The organism is Aerococcus sp. 150760013-2 (genome assembly GCF_053627715.1).
In genome coordinates this window covers 140,448-158,986 of record NZ_JBSEYI010000003.1, presented here as the reverse complement: position 1 = coordinate 158,986, position 18,539 = coordinate 140,448, and the positions used below count along the sequence as shown (strand labels likewise).

Below are 18,539 nucleotides of genomic sequence, written 5' to 3'. Positions count from 1 at the left end.
TTCGTAGTCCTTGTTGCTACAACATAATAATCTTCTTGCCTAAGGGCAAAAAAAAGCCATACACATAATCGTGTATAGCTTTTCTCTTTGAAGCTCATTTACATATTAATAAATACTAAATAACGTATTCGCGATATTTGAAATTATTTACCAACACTATTTATTATAGAACCTTTATTTGTCATAATTACTTAATGAAGCACATTGATTATTCAGTAGAGATGGTGCTACCACCTGTAACTTTAATAATTTCTCCACTGATATAAGAAGAATCATTTGAAGCAAGAAAAACATAAGTCGGCGCAAGTTCAGCAGGCTGACCGGAACGTTCTAGTTGAGTATCTTGCCCAAAACTTTCGAGTCCACCTTCTAGTTGTCCACCATCTAATTGTAAAGGTGTCCATACTGGACCAGGTGCTACACCATTGACCCGAATGCCTTTTGGTGCAAAGTATCCAGATAAGAGGGCGGTGAAAGTTGATATTGCCCCATTAGTTACGGCGTAATCGAAGAAAGAAACTGAAGGATTAAATGAATTCACGGAAGAAGTTGTAACAATTGTACTTCCAGGCGCTAAGTATTTTTCAGCTTCTTTCACTGATTCATACATACTTATAATATTTACTTGGAAGGTGTCTCTCACTTGTTGCATTGGTAGATCTTCAAGCTTTTCATGAGCAATTTGCTGCGCTGCATTTAAAACTAAAATATCTAGTGCACCAAAGGCCTTAACTGTTTCTGACACAATTTTAGCGCCATTTCCCTCTTCCTTAAAATCGTAAGGTAATAAGAGTGCTTTACGACCTTCTTTTTCAATCAACTCTTTTACTTCCTCAGCGTCTGATTCTTCGCCTGGTAAGAAATGGATAGCCACATTGGCACCTTCTCTTGCGAAAGCGATAGCTACCGCTCGACCAATACCAGAATCTCCTCCTGTAATTAGCGCATTACGACCGGTTAGTTTTCCTGAACCTTTATAAGTGTCTTCACCACAGTCAGGTACGGGGTTCATTTTATTTTGCAGAGCCGGTCCCTCTTGGTCTTGCTTGGGGAATCCATCTTTATGATATAGTTCCTTTGGATTTTTTAAGTTAGACATATAAAATTCCTCCTATTCAATCTATTCAATATTAGTTATATTATTCACTATAACAACGCTCTATTAGATTTGCAAATATTTACCATTATCTTAAAAAGCGTTGTGCGATACCCTCTATTAATCTCCGATATGCATACGAAAGTTTTGTAAAAGGAAGATATAATAAATAAGAAACACAGGATATAGTATAAGTATGAATAAGTCAATGAATCATTGAAAGGCAAAATGAGTGAAAGTTGCATACACTAACTAAAGGAAGAATTGGAGTAATAAGGTATTTATAAACAAATAGCCTATGACAGACTTGGAGTCGGTATCATAGGCTATTTGTTTATTTTAAAGTAACTCGGTGGCTATTTATTTAAGAGGCTTGCAGCAGCACTATCTAGGTAAACAGTCACATTAGGATGTTCTTGTAACAGACTTGCAGGTACATCTTCAGACACAGGCCCTTCAACCATATCCTTAACCGCTTGAGCTTTAGATTCACCAAAAGCGAGTAGTAGTATACGTTTGGACTGCATGATAGATGCTAAGCCCATGGAGAAAGCTTTGGTTGGTACATCTTCTACAGAATCGAAGAAACGAGCATTTGCTTGAATAGTACTTTCTGCTAAGTCTACTAATTGCGTTTTCGTATGGCGAGAAGAACCTGGCTCGTTGAAACCGATATGCGCATTTTGTCCAATACCTAGAATTTGTAAGTCAATTGGATGCTCATCTAATAGTGCATTGTAGCGAGTAATTTCTGCCTCAACATCTGTTGCTAAACCGTTAGGGATGAACGTTTCTTTGAAAGGTTTCTTACTGAAAAGGTGCTTGTCCATAAAAGTTGCGTAGCTTTCTGGGTGGTTAGCCGGCAAGCCAAAATATTCATCTAGGTTTAAAGCAGTTGCATTACTAAAGTCTAAGTCAGAAGATGTTAAATATTCATATAAATCTTCTGGTGTTGAACCCGTTGCTAAACCAAAAGTTGTTGCACCGCTGGCTAATGCCTGGTCAAATTCATGGAAAACCTCTTTAGATGCTTCTTTTGCGGTATCAAAAATCTTGATATCCATAAATAATCCTCCTAAAATGTGAATTTTTGATCAAAATCTGAACTTTACTGTCAGTCTATCATAGAAAGGTAGAAAGAGGAACAAAGAAAAAGTGTCATGCTTAAGTGTGCCAAACTTACATGCTGAAATCATTGTAACCGCTTCCGATTACGAATAAGATTATAGATGAATTAAACAAAGGAGGAGAACGCTTATGTCGGAGAAAACAAAAGATTCAGGTTTAAAGGCATCAGTTCAAAAATTAGGTTCTTATTTATCTAGTATGGTTATGCCCAATATCGGGTCATTTATTGCTTGGGGGATTATTACAGCACTATTCATTCCAGATGGGTGGATGCCAAATGAAGCACTAGCAAACTTAGTAGGTCCAATGCGTGACTACCTACTACCAATTTTAATCGGTTATACCGGTGGTTCCATGGTTTATGGTCAACGTGGGGCTGTAACTGGTGCCATCGCCACAATGGGTGCGGTTGTAGGGGCCTCAGAAATTGTAACAGGTCAAGCAACAGTGCCAATGTTTATTGGGGCAATGGTTTTAGGTCCTTTAGGTGGTTGGGCCATCAAGAAATTTGATGAGAAATTCCAAGATAAAATCCCGTCAGGTTTTGAAATGTTGGTTAACAACTTCTCAATCGGGATTATCGGTTTCTTATTAGTATTAGTTGGTTTCTATGCAGTTGGGCCATTCGTTTCAGGAATGACAACCATCTTTGCAACAGGTGTAGACTGGATTATTCAAAGACGATTACTACCATTGGCTAATGTATTTATCGAGCCAGCCAAGATTCTATTCCTTAATAACGCATTGAACCATGGTATTTTAACGCCATTAGGGTCACAACAAGTAGCAGAAACAGGTCGTTCAATTCTTTACCTATTAGAAGCCAACCCAGGTCCTGGTCTAGGTATTCTATTAGCCTTTACCGTATTTGGAAAAGGGTCAGCAAGATCATCAGCACCGGGTGCGATTATTATCCACTTCCTAGGTGGTATTCATGAAATCTACTTCCCATATGTGATGATGAAACCTTTATTATTCCTAGCCGTTATTGCTGGTGGGGTATCAGGTACATTAACTTTCCAACTATTAAACGCAGCCTTAACTGGTCCAGCATCACCAGGGTCAATCATTGCCATCCTTGGTATGACAGCACCAGGTGCATACATCGGTGTTATCGGTGGGGTATTAGTTGCAACACTTGTTTCATTCTTGGTAGCGGCACCAATTATTAAAATGGACCGTGAACAAGACCAAGCCAACTTTGAAGAAAGCCAAGCGGCGGCTAAAGCAGCCAAAGCAGATTCAAAAGGTCAATCAACTAAACATACAAATGTTGGTTCAGCATCAGTAGAAGGTGAAATTCCAGCGACAGAAGATATCAACAGCATTATTTTTGCATGTGACGCGGGTATGGGATCAAGTGCCATGGGAGCTTCTCTATTACGTAAGAAAGCGAAAAAATTAGGTTACGACATGTCGATTACCAACACAGCCATTTCTAAATTGAAAAATCAAGCGGGTGTCTTAGTTATCACGCAAGAAGAATTAACGGACCGTGCTAAACGACAAGCGCCTCTAGCTTCTCACGTATCAGTTGGAAACTTCTTAGACGGTGATCGTTATGATGAAATTTTAGGTAAAATGCAGGCAGCATCTGAAGAAGAGGCTAGTCCAGCAGCACAGGAAAGTCCAGCAGCCACTACAAGAGGTGATGTTCATGCAGATATACGGTTAATTCAAGTACCTTTCCATGAAGATAAACCGTCTGCTTCAGTCATGGCAGCATCTAACTTACGAAATGAATTGAAAAAAGCGGGCTCAGACCTTGTTGCTGAAGCAGTACCTTTTGCACAATTACAAAATAACTCGCAAACCTTGATTATCGTTGATGCAGACACGGTTCACCCTGCTAAAGAAGTGGCTCCGGAAGCACAATTTGAAGAAGTTTCGAAATTATATGAGCAAAACCAGTACAACAAGCTGTTAGATAAGGTAAATTAGTCATATCGAAACATGTAGAGTTTGACTAAGGAGCGATGGAAGTGTATTTTACAGAGCGAGAAAAGAGTATCTTGAATTTATTGCTGGCCTATCCAAAAGGTGTGACCCAGAAAGACATTCAAGATGAACTCGATATAAGCAAACGCACAGTGTATCGTGAAATTAGCCATATTGAAGAGTCGCTCAGACAGCTGAATTTGCGGTTAGACAAGCCAAGAAATGAAGGGTATTACTTAATTGGTAGTGATGAGGATAAGGCGGCGTTGAGGGACCAACTCAATGCCCATCCTTATGGTGATTTATCTAAGGCCCAACGACAAAATGCCATTGCCTTAATGGTCTTGTCGGGTCAAGGGATTAGCACAGTTGAAGCCATGGCCTATGATTTTTCCGTCAGTGTACGGACGCTCAATACGGATATGGCTAGTGTAAAAGCCAGTTTGAGTGAATATGATATTCAAATTGAAAGCTCTAGTCATTCTAACATGAAGGTAAAGGGTGAAGAGACGGTTATCCGCCAATTAATTGTCAATTTGTTGGATTACAATATCAAGGAAATTGATTTCTTTCTCTATTTCAACCAAATGACTGAACAAGGACAAATGCCCCATTTAGAGGATGCCTTTTTTATCCAGTTGATCCCGAGTGAGATATATGAAATTGCCCACCAGATATTTAAGTCGAACTTGATTCACCAAAAGTTGTCCAACTTACCAGATAACCAATTGAAGATGATTATTCTGAGTTTTGTGGTAAATATTTTCCGTATCCAACAAGGGCACAGTATTCATAGTGAAATCCTAGCTAAAGATCAGTCGAGTCATTTCATCCGCTTGTCTCATCAAATGTATGAGATTATTGCCAAGGAAATGAAGCTGGCCATTGATTTCAATGAACGCCATATGTTTGCGCGTCAGTTGGAAGGGATGAATTTCAACCGACCACAAAATATCTTCTCCAACAACTTTGATACGGAATTGTCCTATCGAGTGGCGGAGTTAACTAGGAAAATTTCGGCCAAAACAGGTTACGATTTTAGACAGGACAACCGCTTGTTTGAAGACTTATTGACCCATTTAAATGCGGCCTTAAAACGTTTAGACCAAGCGATTACCAGTGATGATATTATCTTAGATAAAATGATTGCGGGCTATCCTAATTTACATGAAGCAGTGGACCTATCGTTGAAAGAGGTCTTTCCGGATGTTACCTTTACTAAGGAAGAGATGGCTTATATTATTATCCATTATGCCTCGTCTATTGAGCGCCAGCCGATCTCCCGCAACTTGAAGATTGTCATCCTAAGTGCTGGCGGGTTTGGTACCAGCAAAATCTTGGAGAGCCGTTTTTCCAATAAGATTCCAGAAGTGAAGCATTTGGATATTGTGAAGGTTTCGCAGATGTCCAAGGTCGATTATGACCAGTATGATTTGATTTTATCGACTAGTTTCCTGGCAGGCTTTAATTATCCATATCAGGTGATTTCGCCCTTACTTTTGGATGATGAGATTATGGCGATTCGCCAAGAAATTAAACACTTATCGCAGTCAAAAGAGCGTACTCAGGCGATTCAACAGGCAAATGGGTCAGCGGACATGCAGTTTGAACGACTTTATCAATTGGTCAACACGGCCAATAAGATTCTCGAGAAATTTGATATTCACCAAGTTCAATCTAAGGAAACAGTTGAAGCTAGTTTGTTAGAAATCATCCACGGATTATCTGACCAAGTGGTGGAGGATCCTGACCAAGTGACGAAACGAGTGATTGAGCGCTATCTGGAAGCGCCCATTGGGATTCCGCATTCAAACATTGCCTTATTCCACTCGACCAACCCACAAGTCAAGGAAGCCTTTTTCTCCATATATGAATTAGACCGACCGTTTGAAATATTGGGCATGGACCGGACGACAATTAAATTGAAACGAATCTTGTTATTACTAGCCCCAGAACCATTATCTAGGGAAAATGAACTGTTGCTGGGTAAGATATCCTCTTCCATTATTGACAATGATTTGAATACGGAAATCTATAAAAGTGGGACAAAGGCCATCGTATTACAACTATTGAGTGCATTGTTTGTAGAAGAAACCACCACATTTGAATAACAAAAGGGCGCGAGAGCCCATAACTTTAAGTTACAAGTGAGATTAAAAAGGGTGCGAACTCAATATTGGGTGAGCGCAAGGAAACCGAGTCTGGACTTTACAGTTCAGCTCAAGCAAAAAAAGGATGTGATTGAATGGAATTGAAAAAAGAGTTAATACAGTTGAATAATACATTTACAACAAAAAAGGAAGCCATTCGCGCTGCCGGCCAATTATTGGTACAAGATGGTGCGGTAGATGCTGATTATGTAGAGGGTATGATTGAGCGTGAAAGTATTGTGTCTACATACATGGGCAACTTTGTCGCTATCCCACATGGTACAGACGATAGTAAAAAACACGTCAACCATACGGCAATTTCTTTTGTGCAAGTGCCACAGGGCGTTAACTTCTCTGATAATAATAAAGAAGAGAAATTAGCTATGGCTATTTTTGGAATTGCTGGCGTTGGTGATGATCACTTAGATTTATTGTCTAAAATTGCAGTCTACTGTTCAGATGTGGCCAACGTTGTCCGTCTAGGAGATGCAAAAACGGCTGAAGAAGTTATTGATATGTTGAAGGAGGTTGAAGCGTAAATGAAAGCTGTACATTTTGGTGCTGGCAATATTGGTCGTGGATTTATAGGTGAAATCTTACATAAGAATGGTTTCGACATCACTTTTGTAGATATTAATGAAACATTAATCGATGCCTTAAACGCTCGTGATAGTTACGAAATTGAATATGCTGATGATGCGCATCAACGTTTAACTATTTCTGGTTTCAGTGGATTAAACAACGGTAAAGAACCTGAAGCGGTAGCTCAAGCGGTAGCTGAAGCCGATATTGTGACAACTGCTATAGGACCTAATATCTTACCTTATATTGCTGAATTAATTGCTAATGGCATTAAATTACGTCGGGAGAATGACGATACACGTCCAATGGATATTGTTGCTTGTGAGAACATGATTGGTGGGACTGATTTCTTAAATGAGAAAGTGTCAGCTTATTTCGATGAGGCTGATCGTATCTACGTTGACCAATATATTGGTTTCCCTAATGCAGCAGTTGACCGTATTGTTCCTATGCAAAGTCATGAAGATCCTCTGTTTGTATCTGTTGAACCTTTCAGTGAATGGGTAATTGACCAAACAAATGTAAAAGGTACTCAAATCCAACTTGAGGGTGTATTGTATGTAGAAGATTTACTTCCTTATATTGAACGCAAATTATTCTCTGTGAATACTGGTCATGCCACAACAGCCTATACTGGTAAGCACTTCGGATATGAAACAATTGACCAGGCCTTAGAAGACGACAATGTCTTACAACAATTACAAGCAGTGCTAGCAGAAACTGGTGCCTTATTAGTTGAAAAATGGGGATTTGACCAAGAAGCACACGCAGCTTATGCCAACAAAATCGTAGGCCGTTTCCAAAACAGCCACATTTCAGACGCTATTACACGTGTTGCCCGTACACCAATCCGTAAATTAGGTTACGACGAACGCTTTATCCGTCCAATTCGTGAGGCGAAAGAACGTGGGTTAACTTACGATGCCTTATTGTCAACTGTAGCTTATATCTTTGAATATAATGACGCTGGAGACGAGCAAAGCCAAGAATTACAAAAAATGTTAGCAGATCAACCACTTGGCCAAGTTATTCAAACGGTCACTGGACTTGAAGATACAGACTTAATTGCTGAAATTGAAGGCAAGATTCAATAGTTCATATTGAAAGATGATAAATAACAATATTGAAAAAGGGATTGCAGTTCAATCGAATTGCAGTGCCTTTTTTATCTTTTGTGATTGGAAATTTCGTTCAAAAGAAGACGGAAATCGATATGTCCGTTTTATTGATATGAAAAGGAATAAAAGGTAAAGTTGCCATAACTAGTTAGATAAAATCGATGAAAGATTTTTCAGAAAGGACGGTAGTAGATGAGTGATTTTCAACCATCAAAAGCGGTGCAATCCTTGCCAAGGCAATATTTTTCGAGTTTGACAAAGACGATTGCTGACCTCAAAAATCGCTATGATGATGTAATTGATCTAGCAGTAGGCACTCCGGACTTACCAGCACCCAATGCTTTGAAAGAGGCTCTGAAGTTAGCTATTGATAAGTCACAATATGACCGATACGGAGCTTACCGAGGGGAGGATTTTTTTAAGGAAGCGGTGGCACATTTTTATCAGTCACAGTTTGGCGTTACAGTAGATCCAAAAACTGAAGTGGCCTTATTCCATGGGTCTAAAGAAGCTATTATGAAGGTGAGTCAAGTGCTGGTGGACCAAGGAGATGGTATTTTATTACCCAACCCCACCTACCCAGACTATTTATCCGCTGTTGGTTTAACACAAGCAGAAACCATCTTTATGGACCTATTAGAAGAGAACGACTTTCTAGTGGACTTTAACCAACTAAGTCACGTAGATCTTGATAGAGCCCAGCTAATGTACCTAAATTATCCCAACAACCCAACAGGCGCCTTAGCAACGCAAATTTTTTTTGAAGAAGCAGTGGCAGTAGCCAAAAACAACAATATTTTTGTGGTTCATGATTTTGCTTATGGGCCGTATGTTTTTGATCACGAGAAGCCCATATCATATTTGGAAACGCCATGTGCTAAGGAAGTGGGACTTGAATTATTTTCTTTGTCTAAAATTTACAATATCCCAGGATGGCGGATTGGTTTTGCAGTGGGAAATGCCCAGGTAGTGGGCTATCTAAATAGCCTACAAGACCATACGACAGTCGGTATGTACGGGGCTATGCAAGAAGCGGTTGCTACTTTAATGGTAGAAGAAAATCAAGATTTTATTGATGAAATGAAAGCTACTTATCAAGCTAGACGGGACGCGGTCATTCGGGAATTTGACCAGGTGGGTATTGAAGTAGTGCCATCAAAGGGAACAATTTACCAATGGATGCAGACGCCAAGTGGTCTAGATGCCGAGACTTTTGCACATCTGCTTGCCGAAGAGGCGCATGTGGCAGTGGCGCCGGGTAATGGTTTTGGTAGTGCAGGAGAGGGGTATATCCGAATCGGCTTAATTGCTGATACAGTTATTTTGCAAGAAGCGGCTAGTAGGATTGCTCGAGTATACAAGCAATTCAATAACTAATCATTATATATGGAGGAGAATAACAGATGAAGAAACGGACTAAAGGGTTACTAACGGTATTAGGGGCGGCGACACTTGCATTAGGAGGGTGCTTTAATCAAGCAAGTGAATCAACAGCTACAAGTGAAGATGAGACGGCAACGTCGTCAGGCTTGTTAGAAGATGGCGTTCTAAAGATTGGTGTCACAGCTGGTCCCCACGAAGATATTTTTGAATTAGTAAAAGAAAGGGCAGCAGCGGATGGTTTGGATATTGAATTAGTAGTGTTCAATGATTATATTGCACCAAATACCGCCTTAGCGGATGGTGAATTAGATCTTAACTCTATCCAAACTGGCCCTTATTTAGAAACCGTGATCGCAGATACAGGCTATGAATTTACACAGGCCTTTGAAAATATCACGATTCCAATGGGGATATATTCTGAACAGTACGATACAGTAGATGAATTACAAGAAGGCGATACGATTGCAGTACCAAATACCCCTTCTCAAGAAGGTCGTGCACTTCTAGTATTAGAACGAGCTGGTGTGATTACTTTGCCTGAAGGGTTAGGCATTGCTGCTACAGTGGATGATATTGAAGAAAATCATTTGAATTTAAACTTTATTACAGGAGATCCGGCCCAATTTATCGCTCAATTACCCGATGTGGCTGCGGCAGGTATCAACTCAAATTATATTTTAGACGCCGGTTTGAGTGCAGAAGAGTTGGCCATTGCTATGGAAGATCCTGAAGATACTACATGGGTAAACTGGATTGTATCACGTACTGAGGACGCCGAAGATCCCGTTATCGCACAACTAGAAGAATATTATAAGACAGACGAAGTTAAAACCTTTATCGAAGAAACATTCAAAGGTGCAGTAGTTGCTTCTTGGTAAAAAGTACAGCCGTTTTTATTCGACATTCATTGGTTTTTAGCTTATTCTTTACATATAAGTATTGGAAGAGTTCAATATTGAAGGAGCGATAAATATGCGACAAATTGCGATCCAGTTATGTTTCAACAACCAAGCTGAAGAAGCAGTTAAATACTACACTGAAGTTTTTAGTCAAAGTGAGATTACTCGTGAAATCCACTATCCAATGGCTAAAGGTGAAGCTGTTGCTTACGATTTTACGATCGAAAATCAAGCATTTGCAGCTTTTAATGGGGATAGTGATTTTAAAATGAACCCCTCATTCTCTTTGATGATATCGTTAGATACTGCTGAAGAGGTAGATACTTTATATGCTAAATTAGCAAAAGGTGGAAAAGACTTGATGCCGTTGGATGCTTATCCGTTTAGCGACCGCTATGCTTGGGTAGAAGATCAATTTGGTTTATCATGGCAAATTATGCTGGCACCAGACGTGCCAAAAAACCATAAAATCCGTGTATCTCTATTGTTTGCCGGTCAGTATTGTGGTCAAGCAGAGCAAGCTTTAAAGGATTATGCAGCTATTTTTCAAATGGCAGCGCCAGGCCACATCAATTATTACCAAGAAGGTGAAGCTCAAGATGCGCGTGCTAAGGTGAATTATGCCGAGTTAAATGTTGGCGACCAACAATTAGTCTTTATGGACCATGGTTTTGGTAGTGATGAAGAGTTTTCTGAAGCTATTTCTTTCCAGATCATTGCTGGTGCACAATCAGAAGTAGATTATTACTGGGAAAAATTATCAGCAGATGAAAAAGCTGAACAAATGGGTTGGTTGAAAGATAGTCACGGTATTTCTTGGCAAGTAGTGCCACAAGCCTACTTACAAATCATGGAAACAGCCAATGAAGAACAAAAGAAACGAGTCCTAGATGCATTATTTAAAATGAAAAAAATGGATGTAGCCCGTTTAGAAAATGCCAAATTTGGTATCGGCTAACAAGCAATACGGAAGTGGACCTATGCCTATCGTGTCATAGGTCTTTTTGATTGTAAGGGTTTTTATTTTGGTTTAAAAATATTTCGATTATAATATATATAGAAATACAATTTAGAAAGGGGTCTTTTGATGGAATTAGGTTTATCTGGAAAGGTAGCTATTATTACAGGGGCCAGCCGTGGAATCGGATTTGAGACAGCTAAGTCATTAGCGAGCGAGGGGGCTGACGTGACAATTGTTGCCCGCCGTGAGGATCGTCTTGTCGATGCGCAAAGAGCTATTCAAGAAATCACAGGTCGAAAAGTCCACTATGTCGTTGGGGACGTAACTGTCGAAGAAGATGCTAAAAAAGTAGTTGTTGAGACAATTGATCAATTTGGTCGTATTGATATTTTAATTAATAATGCGGGTGGATCGTCTGCCCATAGTTTCGATGCAGTCGACAATGCTGAATGGCAACGAGACTTGAATATTAAAGTTTTTGGTGTAGTGAATTTTACTCGTGAAGTGTTGCCACATTTTAAGAAACAAAATTCAGGCGCTATTGTGAATTTAACCGCTATCGCCGGAAAAACACCTCCAGCTAATTCATTGCCAACGTCAACTAGCCGTGCTGCTGGTCTTGGCTTAACAAAGGAATTAAGTAAAGAATTAGGTGAGTATAATATTCGTGTGAATGCTGTCTCTATTGGTTTAGTGCGTAGTGAGCAAATCGAAAAACGTTGGCAAGACAACGCTGCTGATCAAACTTGGGAAGAATTTTCTAAAAGTCAATCAGCAAATACACCTTTAGGTCGTATTGGTGAAACGGTGGAAGCTGCCAATGCCATTACTTTCTTAGTATCTGATGCAGCTTCTTATATTTCGGGTGTGGCACTCAATATTGATGGTGGTGCGGCTTCAGTCATGTAAATATGTTTTACGGGTAACAAGCTTTGTAGAAGAGGATGTTGAAATACATGAAGAATGTATATAGTATCAATATTATCAAACAAGCGTATAATGTGGATGATGGGCGTCCACGTCATTCCTATGAAAACCAGATCCTACTCTATCATTTGGATGAAAACATCCAAAAAGAAGAATTGATTCGTTTTATTAAAGCGGATAATTTGGAAGAACCATACGAAGTTGTTGAAGGCACTTCAATCCAATGGGCGGTTGCTAAAGTTATTGATGTTTTTGAGGTTTTAGGACTTGAAGGTCAATTTGATGAAGGACAAGAGGTATATAGTAGATTTTTCCCGGATGACTATGATTTACCGGTTATTTTAGAAAAGTATTTCCCAGATTATGTGTTTGAGGATGCAAAAGAATAAACGTCTAGGTTGATTATCAGCGAGATAGATTAAAAAAAGGAAAAGGGTTAACCCTTTTCCTTTTTGCGTCCAAATAGAATTTGTAAGTCAATAGTAATACCATCTAATGCCATAGCTTCTGTCATTTGACTTTCGTTGGCATGCCACATTAACGGTGTCATTTGAATTAAATCGCGTATCTGCTCTTTATTTAATGGTCGATATTGTTGGTAGTGGCTTTGACCAAAGTCATTGAAGGCTGCTTTAAATTTAGCAATGGACGCAGAAGAGTCGTGTTTTTGTTCATCCACTGGTAGAATGATTTTCCGTAATTCTTTTAAATAGTTAGGGCCGGGTACAATTTTTAGGGCCCAACCTTGTTCTGAAAGTGCTCGGTTTAGTTCAGCGTAGTTAGAGGGTGAAAGGATGGTAATCGTACCCTCTACTTGTCCATCTTTAAATGGTAATTGACTTAAATCAGCAACCACCCAAAGGGCGTTGGTATAGTGTTTGGCAGCAGAAAGGATACCATCTTTAGCTAAGTCTAAGCCTAGGAATTGTGGCATTTGATCTTGATCGTTGCCCACATGTGCCTGCCAAGTTTGTGCTAGCTGATTGAGGTGACTACCTTCTCCAGTGCCTAAGTCAATTAGGTTGATAACTTGCGTCAAGTCTACCCCTTTTTCAATTAACAGTTCTAAGATTTGTTGGTAAACGTTAGCGTATAGATTTGCGTCTTGCATGATTCGTTGGCGAGCAGTGAATAGGTCGCTGTTGTAGTGTGCTTCTTGGTGATTAGGTGCAAGGTTAATGTAACCTTGTTTAGCGATGTCAAAGCTGTGATTGTGATCGCAACGGACTTGATTATGGCTAAAAGAAAGATTGCTTTTACAGATAGGGCAGGTCATGTGCGTTGTCCAGTAATTAAATTTTTGAATTGCTTGTGTTCGTTTTGATTCCATAGGTCACCCTTTTTGAATTTGTCATAGTTCTCACTTTTATTATAGCATGTTAGAATAGACTTATTAACGATGATTCATGTGTTTAATGCTGGCTGTCTTTTTTTTCATGCTAGCTATTCATAATGGTTTGAGAAGTGAGGGAATATGCGAAATAGAAATAAAAGATGGCTATATAGCGCATTTATAGCGAGTGTTATGAGCCTGTTGCATGTGATGTTAGAGATGTGGTTCCCAAATCCAAGTTTTCAAGCAATTCTTGGAGATGGTATAGCGGTTCAACAAGGGATTTATTATCCAACTTTATTTATAATTTATTTTTTGATTTATACATTCATGACTTATGCTTACTATCTAGTCGATTTTCGCTTGCCAGGAACCAAAGGAACTAAGGTAATGCTTTATGTTATTTCAGAGTTATTGGTTTTCTTAGTTTACCGAGCTGAACCCATGCCGCATTTAGTAGAGACGGACTGGATGATTAATCCGGTTAAAGCGATTTTGATTTTCATGATACAAGGTCAGTTGATTTACCGGTTAATGGCTCGCCAACGGTTAATGTATAAGCCAAAACCTTTTTTCTATACTAGAGGCCTACGTGTTTATATACTAGTTTTTGCGATCATGAGGCTAGTGGCTTATCTAGGCCTAGATATTTATGGAGCGGATGATGGGCAGTTACCAGTAGCTATTCTTTGGTCCGGTATTATGGGACTTTCAATTGGCTTATCTTTTGGTGCAATACAACGCTATATCATCCGGCAAAACCATATTGGCAAGACCAATCAGTTTGCCCTACAGTTCTTTGCTTGGATTGCAGTAGCCAATTATGCCATGATGTATCTACGGTATGATGTCGGCATTTTTGACTTACTAGCTCGTTTAGGTTTGGATATTGCAGCTGTTTGGATTGCGACCTTTATCGTTCTCCATTGGCAAATCAATGAACGAACACCTGTATATCCATTAGATACAAATTCACAAATATAAGTAATTATTGGCTAGGGTCCAGTTGTCCTAGCCTTTTTCTTTTACAAAAAAATACCCGCTAATAAGCTGCGGGCATTAAGGTTGTATTATGCTTCTTGTTCTTCTGTGTATACTTGGTCTAAAACTTGTTGGAATACTTCTACAGGTTGGGCACCTTGTACCGCGTATTTATTATTAAATACGAAGAAAGGGACACCTTGAACGCCAACTTCACCTGCGCGGAAGATATCAGCAGTAACTTCAGCTTGGAATTGATTTTCACTGGCTAAAATTTCATGGACCTTGTCTCCATCTAATCCGACTGACTCAGACAGCGCAACGATTGTATCTTCGTCGCTGATTAAAGCGCCATCTTCGAAATAGGCTGCATAGAATGCTTTAAAATATTCGTCATCTTTGCCTTGTGTTTTCGCATATTGGAATACACGATGTGCAGGCATGGTGTCTGCCATTTTCATACCAGAAAAGTTGAAGTTTAAGCCAGTGGCTGCAGCCATTTGTGTGACTTGATTATTCATTTGTTCTGCTTGTTCAACAGTTGTATCTTTTAAATCTGCAAAAGCTTCATAGAAGTTTTTGCTTGGGTCATATTTTGCACCAGGCATTAATTCGAAGGATTTGTGTTCAATCGTAATTTCATCTGCGTGGTCAAAGTTATCCATTGCGCGTTCCAAGTGTGTTTGTCCAATGTAACAGAAGGGACATACAAAGTCAGACCAAATAGTAATTTCCATGAAGGTAAATCGCTCCTTATAATTGTTTATTTGTGATCTTTGGTTGTTTGATCATTATTTGTATCCTTTTCTTGATGATCTTTTTCCTTATCGCCATCTCCATCACCGTCAATATTAACGATAGAGGCAAATAAGTCTTCTAACTCAGTAGATTTGCGGTTTTCGATACCCATGGTAACGCTCCTCTCTACAATTTACTTATAGTAAGTATTATAAGTGTGTCTGTTAAGGAATGCAAAGTCTAAGATCTAAGGTGAAGGGGGATGCTAATACTGGGACAGGTGCTTAAATATTCGCCTTTATTAGCGATAACAAAAAGGTCAAAGAAAATATCTACATTTCCTTTGACCTAATCTTATATATAAAATTACTGCTAAAATCTAGTATTCATAACCGTGGGGGTTATCGAACAAATCTAGACCCTTCAAGTCTTCCACATTTTGTGAACCTGTTAATTGCATTACACGTGTTAAGTCTTTTTGGAAGTAGTCAAGTACTGAGTAAGCACCTTGCCAGCCACCTAAAGCTAAACCAAATAAGACTGGGCGACCTAAAGCAACAACGTCTGCACCTGAAGCTAAAGCTTTGGCAACGTGTTCACCACGACGTACACCTGAATCAAAGACGATAGGTACACGTTTGTTTACACGTTCTGCAATAGCTGGAAGGGTGTCAAATGAACCTGGAGCCTCATATAATTGACGAGCTCCGTGGTTAGATACCCAGATACCTGATGCACCAGCTTTGATTGCCATATCTGCATCTTCTGGGTGTTGAATACCTTTAACGAATACTGGTAATCCAGAATGAGCGGCGATTTCCTCAATATCTCTTGGTGAGATTTTTTGTTTTGAAGAACCGTAGATATTGTTTAATGACATACCTTCTGCTGTACCACGTAAGTAACGTTGAACAATTGGCATACCAAAAGGATAAACGAATTTATTCTTCACATCACGGTCACGGTTTCCAGAAACAGTTGAGTCAGCTGTAAGGATGATAGCAGTTGCACCATCAGATTTAGCTTCGTCTAAGATATCACGGTTTTGTTGGTCATCTTTAGCCATGTAGATTTGGAACCAACGAGGTCCGCCATTTAAGCCTTCAGAAATTTCTTCAAATGTTGCACCAGAATAAGCTGAGATGGACATGATTGTACCAAATTCTGAAACTGCACGTGCAGTACCAGCTTCTTTAGTAGCATGGGCTAAACCATGTGCAGCAATTGGGGCCATGATGAATGGGGCTTTAATTTTATGACCTAAAATTTCAGTACTTGTATCAGGCGCTTCAACATCTTGCGCTAGACGTGGGTATAGTAACTTATGTTTCCAAGCACGGTCATTAGCACGTTTAGTCCACTCATCACCAGATGCACCGGCAATATAGTTAAAACCACCATGTGGTACCACTTTACTTGCTTCTTCTTCTAAGTCGTAAGTATTGACAACATCAATGTACTTAATTTCACTAGGTGCATTATATTCAATGTCAATGTTATTCATTATGTTCTTTCCTCCTAAATGTAGAATAAATATAGCAAGACAAATCTATCAACATTCCTATTTTAGCGCTTATTATATCAAAAGGGAATGGTTTATAAATCGTTTTAAAATCAACTTCTGCAAAGTATTCTTAAAAACCCTTGAATTGTTGCGTTTTTATAAGTATTCAAAGTAATTTTGTAGTAGGCTGAATGAAAAAAGAATACAAAAATGTTTCTAAAAAGCAAGAAAAAAGACCAGAGAACCTGGTCTTTAGGTATAGCTAATAATATTAGTTTAGTGATTTAGATCATGGCCAAGATGATAAAATTAGCTAAGAACAAGAATGATGCAGCCCATAAGATTGGATGAATTTCTTTTGTTTTCCCTAGTGCTACTTTCACGATGCAGTAAGTGATGAATCCTGCTGCAATACCATATGAGATTGAGTAAGCATAAGCCATGAATACTGAAGCAAAGAAGGCAGGAATTGCAACCTCTAAGCTAGTCCAATCAATCTCACGAATAGCTGACATCATCATAATACCAACGATAATCAAGGCTGGTGCAGTTGCAGCACTTGGCACTAAACCAACGAAAGGTGAGATGAAAGCACATAAGAAGAAAGCAATAGCAACAAATACAGATGTTAAACCTGTACGGCCACCTAATGAAATACCTACAGTAGATTCAGCATATACAGTTGTATTTGAAGTACCGAAGACCGCACCTAATGAGGTACCAACAACGTCACCAAAAAGTGCTTTATCTAATTTAGTGTTCATGACGCTTGATTGATCCATATTATCAATGTCTTCTTTAGTAAAGATACCCGAAGCGCGACCTGTTCCAATGAAGGTACCAATTGTATCGAATACATCAGATAAAGAGAAAGCAAAGATTGTCATGATTACTAATGGGTAACGGGATGGATCAGCGAAAAGTGATAGTAATCCTTCTTTACCAAAGGCTGCTCCGAAAGTAACACCCAAGTCTTGGAAGGCAGCGCCTAAACCAGATTGGTCGAAGTTCACAGTGGCTAAAGCAGCAGGGTTTAAAATAACGTAGATAGTTGAAACCGCGATGATACCAATTAAGATCGCACCTTTTACATTTTTCAATAATAAAATGATGGTTAGGATTAGGCCGAATAGTGCTAACAATGAAGTTTGGTCTGTAAAAGTAGAAATTTCTGGTAGTGTTGACCCAGTAGAGTTGATTGTCGCTAGACCGCCTTCGAATACAGATTGAGTGGCATCAAATGGTTGACCGTTAACAGCTGTGATGTTTGCTGCTTCAGTTGTAAAGTTGATGAAACCGGCATTTTTAACACCAATGTAAGCAACGAATAAACCAACACCAGCACCAATTGCATGTTGTAATGAGTCTGGAATTGCTTTAATAATTAATTGACGGAATTTAGTTACTGTGATGAAGATGTTGAATAAACCACAGATAAATACCATTGCTAATGCTTCTTGCCAAGTAAAGCCTAGTGAGAAAACTACTGTATAAGTAAAGAAAGCATTTAATCCCATACCTGGTGCCAATGCGTAAGGTACGTTAGCAAATAATCCGATAAATAATGTCGCTAAAGCTGATGAAATGATGGTCGCTAAGAATACTCCTTGGTAAGGCATACCTGTTTGAGATAAAATTGCTGGGTTTACAAAAATAATGTAACTCATTGCAAAGAAGGTTGATAAACCGGCAATCAATTCAGTTGAAAAGTTTGACCCATTTTCCTTCAATTGGAAAAATTCCTCTATTTTTTTCACTTTTCTTGCTCCTTTTATGAATTTAATTAACTACTTCTATCATT

Annotated in this window: 17 protein-coding genes; 10 read left to right on the top strand and 7 right to left on the bottom strand. The window is 39.1% G+C overall.

Annotation, left to right across the window (positions count from 1 at the left end):
* Positions 1-208 precede the first annotated feature (208 nt).
* Together ACUW85_RS02720 and ACUW85_RS02715 are read right to left on the bottom strand one after the other, a co-directional pair.
* Positions 209-1,099 (bottom strand): SDR family oxidoreductase, encoded by an 891-nt coding sequence (locus tag ACUW85_RS02720; RefSeq protein WP_149314932.1) that lies wholly within the window; start codon positions 1,097-1,099, stop codon positions 209-211.
* Positions 1,100-1,452: 353 nt separating this feature from the next.
* Positions 1,453-2,160 carry a glucosamine-6-phosphate deaminase gene (locus ACUW85_RS02715; protein WP_149314933.1) on the bottom strand — a complete coding sequence of 236 codons (708 nt, stop codon included), beginning with the start codon at positions 2,158-2,160 and terminating at the stop codon, positions 1,453-1,455.
* 193 nt (positions 2,161-2,353) lie between these two features.
* Here ACUW85_RS02715 and ACUW85_RS02710 point away from each other — a divergent pair, with 193 nt between their 5' ends.
* From ACUW85_RS02710 to ACUW85_RS02670, 9 genes are all read left to right on the top strand, one after another.
* Positions 2,354-4,165: a PTS mannitol transporter subunit IICBA gene (locus ACUW85_RS02710; RefSeq protein WP_182023182.1), complete on the top strand. Its 1,812-nt coding sequence runs from the start codon at positions 2,354-2,356 to the stop codon at positions 4,163-4,165.
* Positions 4,166-4,200: 35 nt separating this feature from the next.
* Positions 4,201-6,273: a BglG family transcription antiterminator gene (locus ACUW85_RS02705; protein ID WP_149314935.1), complete on the top strand. Its 2,073-nt coding sequence runs from the start codon at positions 4,201-4,203 to the stop codon at positions 6,271-6,273.
* A gap of 134 nt (positions 6,274-6,407) precedes the next feature.
* Positions 6,408-6,851, top strand: coding sequence for a PTS sugar transporter subunit IIA (locus ACUW85_RS02700; protein ID WP_149314936.1), 444 nt, complete (start codon positions 6,408-6,410; stop codon positions 6,849-6,851).
* Entirely contained in the window at positions 6,852-7,988 is a 1,137-nt protein-coding gene (locus ACUW85_RS02695) for a mannitol-1-phosphate 5-dehydrogenase (protein WP_149314937.1), read from the top strand.
* 216 nt (positions 7,989-8,204) lie between these two features.
* Positions 8,205-9,389 carry an aminotransferase class I/II-fold pyridoxal phosphate-dependent enzyme gene (locus ACUW85_RS02690; protein ID WP_182023183.1) on the top strand — a complete coding sequence of 395 codons (1,185 nt, stop codon included), beginning with the start codon at positions 8,205-8,207 and terminating at the stop codon, positions 9,387-9,389.
* A 26-nt stretch (positions 9,390-9,415) separates the two neighbouring features.
* Positions 9,416-10,273, top strand: a complete 858-nt coding sequence (locus ACUW85_RS02685; protein ID WP_149255841.1) for a MetQ/NlpA family ABC transporter substrate-binding protein — start codon at positions 9,416-9,418, stop codon at positions 10,271-10,273.
* 94 nt (positions 10,274-10,367) lie between these two features.
* Entirely contained in the window at positions 10,368-11,252 is an 885-nt protein-coding gene (locus ACUW85_RS02680; RefSeq protein WP_048726144.1) for a VOC family protein, read from the top strand.
* Between the two features lie 129 nt (positions 11,253-11,381).
* Positions 11,382-12,164 carry an SDR family NAD(P)-dependent oxidoreductase gene (locus tag ACUW85_RS02675; RefSeq protein WP_048726146.1) on the top strand — a complete coding sequence of 261 codons (783 nt, stop codon included), beginning with the start codon at positions 11,382-11,384 and terminating at the stop codon, positions 12,162-12,164.
* 47 nt (positions 12,165-12,211) lie between these two features.
* On the top strand, positions 12,212-12,571 hold the full coding sequence (locus tag ACUW85_RS02670; protein WP_016897290.1) for a hypothetical protein: 360 nt from the start codon (positions 12,212-12,214) through the stop codon (positions 12,569-12,571).
* A gap of 47 nt (positions 12,572-12,618) precedes the next feature.
* Here the strand turns inward: ACUW85_RS02670 and ACUW85_RS02665 are convergent, their stop codons facing one another.
* Positions 12,619-13,512 carry a putative RNA methyltransferase gene (locus tag ACUW85_RS02665; RefSeq protein ID WP_149314939.1) on the bottom strand — a complete coding sequence of 298 codons (894 nt, stop codon included), beginning with the start codon at positions 13,510-13,512 and terminating at the stop codon, positions 12,619-12,621.
* Between the two features lie 213 nt (positions 13,513-13,725).
* Between ACUW85_RS02665 and ACUW85_RS02660 the strand changes: the two genes are divergently transcribed.
* Entirely contained in the window at positions 13,726-14,499 is a 774-nt protein-coding gene (locus ACUW85_RS02660; RefSeq protein ID WP_149315448.1) for a hypothetical protein, read from the top strand.
* An 86-nt stretch (positions 14,500-14,585) separates the two neighbouring features.
* On the opposite strand, the gene ACUW85_RS02655 is transcribed toward ACUW85_RS02660, so the two are convergent.
* The 4 genes from ACUW85_RS02655 to ACUW85_RS02640 all read right to left on the bottom strand — a co-directional run bounded on the left by ACUW85_RS02655 (position 14,586) and on the right by ACUW85_RS02640 (position 18,486).
* Positions 14,586-15,233 carry a DsbA family oxidoreductase gene (locus ACUW85_RS02655; protein ID WP_149314940.1) on the bottom strand — a complete coding sequence of 216 codons (648 nt, stop codon included), beginning with the start codon at positions 15,231-15,233 and terminating at the stop codon, positions 14,586-14,588.
* Between the two features lie 26 nt (positions 15,234-15,259).
* Positions 15,260-15,406, bottom strand: a complete 147-nt coding sequence (locus ACUW85_RS02650; RefSeq protein WP_165695905.1) for a hypothetical protein — start codon at positions 15,404-15,406, stop codon at positions 15,260-15,262.
* A 207-nt stretch (positions 15,407-15,613) separates the two neighbouring features.
* Positions 15,614-16,738: an L-lactate oxidase gene (lctO, locus tag ACUW85_RS02645; RefSeq protein ID WP_048729811.1), complete on the bottom strand. Its 1,125-nt coding sequence runs from the start codon at positions 16,736-16,738 to the stop codon at positions 15,614-15,616.
* Positions 16,739-17,022: 284 nt separating this feature from the next.
* Positions 17,023-18,486: an NCS2 family permease gene (locus ACUW85_RS02640; RefSeq protein WP_048729872.1), complete on the bottom strand. Its 1,464-nt coding sequence runs from the start codon at positions 18,484-18,486 to the stop codon at positions 17,023-17,025.
* Positions 18,487-18,539: the final 53 nt, after the last annotated feature.